General features: G+C 57.7%; 6 protein-coding genes. 1 reads left to right on the plus strand and 5 read right to left on the minus strand.

All coding sequences use genetic code 11. The annotated features are described in order from the left end of the window. Positions 1 to 103: 103 nt before the first annotated feature. The 5 genes from WS62_RS27610 to WS62_RS27630 all read right to left on the minus strand — a co-directional run bounded on the left by WS62_RS27610 (position 104) and on the right by WS62_RS27630 (position 6,265). The gene (locus WS62_RS27610) at positions 104 to 751 is read right to left on the minus strand and encodes a hypothetical protein (protein ID WP_156441166.1); all 648 of its coding nucleotides are present in this window, start codon (positions 749 to 751) and stop codon (positions 104 to 106) included. Between the two features lie 15 nt (positions 752 to 766). Beyond that, positions 767 to 1,564, minus strand: coding sequence for an ankyrin repeat domain-containing protein (locus tag WS62_RS27615; protein ID WP_066577687.1), 798 nt, complete (start codon positions 1,562 to 1,564; stop codon positions 767 to 769). Between the two features lie 110 nt (positions 1,565 to 1,674). Further along, positions 1,675 to 2,865 carry a PAAR-like domain-containing protein gene (locus WS62_RS27620; protein WP_231748433.1) on the minus strand — a complete coding sequence of 397 codons (1,191 nt, stop codon included), beginning with the start codon at positions 2,863 to 2,865 and terminating at the stop codon, positions 1,675 to 1,677. Continuing rightward, positions 2,850 to 4,142, minus strand: a complete 1,293-nt coding sequence (locus tag WS62_RS27625; RefSeq protein ID WP_156441167.1) for a DUF2169 family type VI secretion system accessory protein — start codon at positions 4,140 to 4,142, stop codon at positions 2,850 to 2,852. The genes WS62_RS27620 and WS62_RS27625 overlap by 16 nt, the downstream gene beginning before the upstream one ends. Before the next feature lie 11 nt (positions 4,143 to 4,153). Further along, positions 4,154 to 6,265, minus strand: a complete 2,112-nt coding sequence (locus tag WS62_RS27630; RefSeq protein ID WP_066577691.1) for a type VI secretion system Vgr family protein — start codon at positions 6,263 to 6,265, stop codon at positions 4,154 to 4,156. Positions 6,266 to 6,399: 134 nt separating this feature from the next. On the opposite strand from WS62_RS27630, the gene WS62_RS27635 reads away from it, so the two are divergent. Then, positions 6,400 to 6,651, plus strand: a complete 252-nt coding sequence (locus tag WS62_RS27635; RefSeq protein WP_066577693.1) for a type VI secretion system baseplate subunit TssF — start codon at positions 6,400 to 6,402, stop codon at positions 6,649 to 6,651. Positions 6,652 to 6,721: the final 70 nt, after the last annotated feature.

Consider the following 6,721-nt stretch of genomic DNA (forward strand, 5'->3'; position numbering starts at 1 on the left):
TGACCACAATTCGTCGTCTACAAGTTCTTTAGGCATCGCTTCCTGTCAGGCAAAACAAGACAGGAAGTTAACACCAAGTCGGAAAAGTTAACAGACCCGAAACTTAATTTCGCAACAGCTTCTTAGAAGCATTCGTAGCCGCATCCGCAGTCTTGGCCCCCTCTGCAATAGTCCCTTCAGTCTGAAGCACTTTCCCAGTAGCCGCAGCAGTTTTACTCAGCTCAGCCCCTTCAGCAGCACCAACCTTACCTAAGGCCGCTACACCTCTAATCCCGCCCTTGACTAATCCAGCCCCTCCAGCAGCGAGCGACACCGCCGTCGCAATCTTGTCACCACCGGCCTGGGCTGCATTACTCATCTTGAACTTGGGTAGCTCGATAGAGTCAGCGCTTGCCTTAACCTCCTGTGCCCCTTGCGTCAGCGCCTCGGCAGACTGCGTTTGCCCGAACACGCTTTGCATCGCAGCGGCTTGCTCCATTTCACCTGCGGTTTGGAGCGTACTACCTTTGATCAGCATTTCCCCGATGTCGGACGGGATATTGGCAATCCCCTTGACCGCCCCTTTGGTCGCCTCCCAGGGCTGATCTGCAGCCTCACTAAGTTCGTGTTTCGTGTTACCCCACCATTTGGAGAACCAACCCTCCTCCTCTGGTGTTTCCGCCTTCACTGGCGGATTGGCAGACGATGCGGGAGCGCTCGACATGATCGCCTGACCGTACAGTCTGCCGACAGTGTTGCCTTTATCGCCCACGATGCTCTCCCCGACTCACTTTCGGCTCATTTGCTCTCGGACCTTCGCCGGCGGATCGGGCGGGAATTTCGCCCCCTTCTCGATCATCAGTGTGCGCAGGTTCTCGAATTTTTCCAGGCGCTCCTTTCCTTCGGGCGACAAGCCGGGCGCCGGCGGCGTTTGAGTCGTTCTAACCGGCTGCCCAGCCTTGTCAAGCGAGATATCTGTGACCGATGCTTGCTTGGCCTCCGGTTGTAATGCGTCAATGTCCCTCTGTACCGAGTAGGCCACGCTCACGCCATTCGTCGTATGTGCGTTCACGTCAGCGCCATGCTCAACCAGAAAAATCGCAATGTCCGGCTTGCCGACGTCGAGCGAGGAATCCAGTGCTGTCCCGCCAATGCTGTCGCGATGATTGATGTTCGCGTGATGTTCGACCAGCAGCTTCACCCGCTCCATCGCGCCATTGCCTTCCATAGCTCGCTGCAACAGACTCGTGCCGTCGCTATCGACCATGTCCGGCGACAAGCCGCCATCGAGCATCGCTTTCAGATAACGAGGATCTTCATTGGTGATCGCGAAGTACATCGCACTACCCAAGCCTTCCGCGATCTGGGTGTCCGGCTTGGAGCCGTGCGCGATCAGTTCGCTAATCGCAGGAAAATTCTTAGCCGAGATCGCGAACCAGAGCAACGTCATCTCTTGTCGCCCAGGCTTGTTCACGTCAAGCCCGGACAACACCGATTTCAGTTGAGCAGTATCGCCATCGCTGATTGCCTTGGCAGCAGACAGATAACTGCCGTCAAAATACTTGCTGGGTGAATTCGCACTCATATTGCATCCACTTGCAATGATTGTTAGTGCAGAGGCAATGACTACCGCCATCGACCTCCAACGTAGCCGGTGCTTTGCGCTTCTTGTCGCTGACGTTGTCAGGTTGGTTGTCAAGGCCGAATCTCCTGAGCGATCGCAGCCTGATCGGCGGTCTTTTGCGCTTCGATTCCGTCGATGACCTGATTCATGCCATGTCGCGCCACTGCGCCGCCGGTTCCTGGAAGGATGTGCGGCGTGCCAACAGCTGTCGGCATCATGCCGTTACTGCCCTCCTGGACTTTCGTCAGAATCTCCCCCTCCACCCGGTATGCCTGAATATCGGATGCAACCGGCGTCCCGCCATAGCGTGCAACCGTCGCGGGATTGAGGCCTGCCGAGTTGAACGTCGTTGCGGCCAACCCACTCGCGCGAGATGCCGCCGAACCCATGCCGCCGCCTAGCGAATGCCCCACAATGTCGACGTCAGTTCCGCTGTTCTGAAGCGCTCGACCGATCTTGACTGCACGATCGTAATAGGCCGAGTTCTTGTTCGCCCCTTGGGCCAAGTTATTGGCCCAGTCGGACCACTTGTACTTGTCTGTCCCCTGAAAAACCACTTGCGTCTTGAAGTCGTTCCCGAAAACTGCGGGATCGGGTTCATAGACCTGCGCACGAAAGTTAGTGCCCGGTATTGAAAAATCGTTGGGCTTCAACTTGAATTGGGCCAGCTTTGCGGGATCGCTGCTAACGTTCGTCCATCCCTCCGGCGCCGCCTGCCCCGGGTGGTAAACGTTCTCTGCCAAGCGCGCCTTTTCGACCGCCGTATTGTTTTGCTCGAAGCGATCTGCTGCCGCTTCGAGCTTGCTCCGTTCCTGCCCCGGTGGCATCGAAGCAGCCTTCTCCCGCGCCTCGGCGATTTGCGCCTTTCGACCTCGCCAACGGGCAGCCTTTGCGTCCTTTCCAACGTAATTGCCATTCATCCAGAACTGGTCGCTGTGGCGCACGACCATCTTGCTTTCGACCCGGACGGTCTTGCTATGGTCGATCGGCCAACACTTCGCACCCACGGTTCCGCTTTCGACTCCATCCGCCACACCGGCCTGATCACCGATCGTATCCGGCGCGAAACTCGAATCAAACCGAACGATCGGATTCCCGTTTGCAAATACCGTCTTCGACGTCATCTGGCTATCGCCAAGGCTCGCCGTAACCGGATACGGAACGGGTGGTGTGCCGCTCCCCATTGGGGTTTTGCACACGTCGGGCATCATCGACACAATGGTCCACTGGCCGTCCTTCCGGGCCATTACGTTGTCTGCCACGTGTCCTCCGGTTCACTCGTTGTTTCCTGGGCCCGCATGCGCAGCAGAGGCGCATGTCGATCGAGTTCAAAACGTGCCTCGCAGACCCGCACAGCCGGCTGCAACGGAAAAACCGTTCTCCACGTTACTGATACGCGCATTTCCTCGGTATCGATCAATATCGTGTCCAGCTTCATTTCGACTGGCACAATTTCACCATCCTTGAAACGGAGCGCTACCAGGGCGCGATGACCTGGAAGGTGTGCGCGCAGAAATCCTGTTCGCGTATGCTCCGGCGCCGCTAGATTAGCAAGCTCAAAAGCCGGCCCTGGTGCAGGCCAAGCAATCTGCTGGTCTGCCGGCGCACCATTCCAGTAATGGAAGTCATGATCCACAGGGTGGTACGGCCACCTTGTCTTATGCCACGTGTCATCGTAAGTCCCGGCCAACTGCAGACGCGGCGTCCAGGCGCGACCTACAACGCCCAAACCGGCCGGCGTCGCGGCGTAGCTAGTCGCGACGTCTTTCATTTGCGTGGAATCCAGCGCCGGAGTCGAATGCTCAACGACATCGAGACTGGCCGTCGGGATGTCCCATGCTTCAATCTGCGGCGCCGGGATCTCGGAAATCTTCGACCGCGGTATGAGCGTCGATGAGGCGCACGGTGAGGCTACAACCGATTTGTGGGTCGCTCGGTCGAGGAATCGCTTCTCCACCCAGCCGCGACCGAGTGGGTTGGTAAAGCAGACCTCGTTCAATTCAAGCTCAGCACTCGCTCCCGTTTCCCCTGCCGCGAGCATGACGCGGCTCGCTCCGCCATATGCCTGTTCCCAGCGGACAGGCACAGCCACCGCAGGCTCAGGATCACCGAGTTTCCATCCACGCCAGCCTTTGGTAAAAGAGCGTGCCCCAGTTACTCGAAGCCCTTTGTCGACGACCATATTGCCATCATCGAAAACTCGCACTCGAACGGGCCACGATGCTGCTGGCACGCCATGCGGCGCGTGTGCGGTTGCACGAACCAAAACGTCGCACTTGGGCTTGAAGGGCGCGAGATCGCTTTCCCGCTTCACGCTGCTCGTGCCCGTCTCCCCTTCGTACTCGTCGGCCATCACCAACGGGACTGCCTTATCGCCTTCCAGCAGCACGCAACGGTGCGTATCGCCTTCTGCGTCACGTGACTGCACCGGCTCAAGCCGGTACACCGCCTTGAGTGCAACCACGTGAATCTCGTTGCCGGGCACGTCGACGGCGCTGTATGCCATCGCATGCAATGGCGTGAGGTTACGAAACTCCATCGCCGTCGCGCTCAGTTCAAGTCGACGGTCTTGCCGTCCACCTTCACCGCATCCGAACCGAGAATGTCGATGCTCGTCCCGCTGATCGTAATGTGGCCGCTGCTTTCGAGAACGATCGACGCCTTCCCGGTTCGCAGCTCAATGCGATCACCAGCGGTAACCGTGTAAGTCTTGCCGACCATCGTGGTTTTCGACAGTCCCACTTCCTCAGCGCTGGCAAGGCCGGCCGCCGTGTTGATCGCGCCAGCTACCGTCACCGTATACGCGCCGCCAACAGTCAGAGCTTTTGCGAGTCCGACCGTTTCGGTAGCCGTGAGCGCAATCAGGACGTTCTCCATGCCCTTGATTGTCTCGTCCCGATTACCACCTACCGTCAACGTTTCGTTGTTGCCAACGGTTTCGGTACGATCCACGCCAATGTTGATGGTTTCGTTGTTGTCGACCGTTTCCGTACGATCATGGCCGACGTGCACCGTTTCGTCATGGTCGATGTTCTTGCTGCGATCGTTGCCGACCCAGTGCGACTCGTCGTGCTCAACCTCGATGCGCTGATCCTTCTCAGCGTGCAGCCAAACCTCCTCAGCGCCCTTCTTATCCTCGAAGCGAATCGCGTTGGCCGTGTTGACGTTACCGGTCTTAGTCGAGCGCGTCAGAATCCCGCTCTGCGTCGCGTTCGCGGGCAGTCCCCACGGCGGCATGTTCCCCGAGTTGTAAACGCTCGAGATAATTAGAGGGCGATCAGGATTTCCGTCCAGGAAAATTACGACCACCTCGTCACCGATACGTGGAATCTGAATCATCCCGAACCCGCGTCCGGCCCATGGCTGCCCGGCACGAACCCAGCACGAACTGCCTTGATTGCGCTCGCCAAGGCGGTCCCAATGGAATTGCACCTTCACACGGCCCAGGTTATCCGTATAGATTTCCTCGCCTTCCGGCCCCACGACGATCGCGGTTTGCGGTCCGATGATCGACGGCCGCTCAATCGTGAAGGCCGGGCGATACGGGATCTTCTTGCGGATACACGTGAAACTGCAACGGTAGGTCGCAGCGCCCTCGCCGGCCTGATAGTTGTTCGTGCCGCTGTGCGTCACCGACGTGATCAGAAACTGGCGATCCTCCGGTTTCGCATTATCGTGGTCGTAGTGATCGTCCAGTTCGAAGTACCGGCACGGCGACAATCGCCGGCTAGTGCTCGTTCCGACGAAGACCTTGCTGTTGGCCGCAAGCGCCTGCGTCCTGAAGCGCGTCAACTCCTCTCCTCGGTCGCTGTCGGCAAAGCCGTGCTCCCCCAGGTAGTCGTAGACCTCGTACGACGGCACTTCGCCCTGATTGACCTCAGTGCCCCCCGATACAAACCGGCGCGCATGCGGTGCCTTGTAATCGAACGTTTTCAAGCCGACGCTGTTAGATTCCAGCTGTCTGCTGGCCTGGAAGGACGTCACCACCGCCAGATTGTCGAGCGCCTCGCCCTTCGTGTACTGCAGCAGAGGACTGCGGCCGTCGATCGGCGTCGCGGCAATTGAGTTTTCCGTGATGATCAGCTTGTGACCGTCCTTCGCATGTTCAAAGAAGAAGAACAGACCATCTTCCTGCATCAGTCGCTCGACGAACTCCAGATCGGTTTCGCGATACTGCGTGCAGTAGCTGCGATTCTTCGTGCCCTTCGACAGTCGGAACTCGAACGAAGCGATCTTCCCGTACTCTCGAAAAACTTTCGACAGAATGGCCTCAGTATTCTCCTCTTGGAAAATTCGAATGTCGCGACGACGAGACAGCATCCATAACCACGGCACGATCGTCGCGCTATAGACCGCGAACCCACCATCATTGTCGAGGTGCGCAAAGTTGGCGACGTAGCCGTGAAAGTACCGCTCCTCCGAGCTCGCCAACGCATCGGTCAGCTGTAACGTAATCGACACGGATTGGCCGATCAATTTTTTCAGTTCGATATTCGGATCTTGCGAAGCGAGACGAACATGAATCTCGAAATTTTGAGATAGACCCTCGGCGCACTGAAAATCGATAAGCACCAGATCAGACCGCCCTTTCATTGGCGTCTCAATGGTGAAAAGCCGGTTGGTCTGAAGACCCAAAAAACTCGCAATATCTGACATTTGCATGGCAGCCTCGGAACTCCGCAGTGGAGGGGCAGGATATTATTCGTCGGTGGATTTTAAACTGCTTGCCCCCAGCTGACTCAAGTTTTGCGATTCTTATATCTTGAATATAGGGGACAGATCTGCATGGAAGGTGAATGGAACCGCTGCTGCCGCACTACGAATGCGAGGTTGGCCTGCTGTTACGCAGCCTGACGGAGTTTACCCAACGTTATCCGAAGATCGGCGCGCGGCTCGGGATCGGAAATGGTCACGGTGATCTGCACGTCGACAGGATGATCCAGACGTTCGCGCTACTGGCGGCGCGCGTCGACGCAAAGCTCGAGGACAGCTGTCGATGGCGGTCAAAATCCGCGCTTTTCCGGCGGCGTCACGTAACGGCGGCATGACACAAGTTTCAAAATCGACGTTGCAGGAGCGACGAACCTGTCGGAAGCGGGATATTGACGCGGGGCGCGA

It is taken from the genome of Burkholderia sp. ABCPW 14 (assembly GCF_001523835.1).
In the GTDB taxonomy this organism is placed as follows: domain Bacteria; phylum Pseudomonadota; class Gammaproteobacteria; order Burkholderiales; family Burkholderiaceae; genus Burkholderia; species Burkholderia mayonis.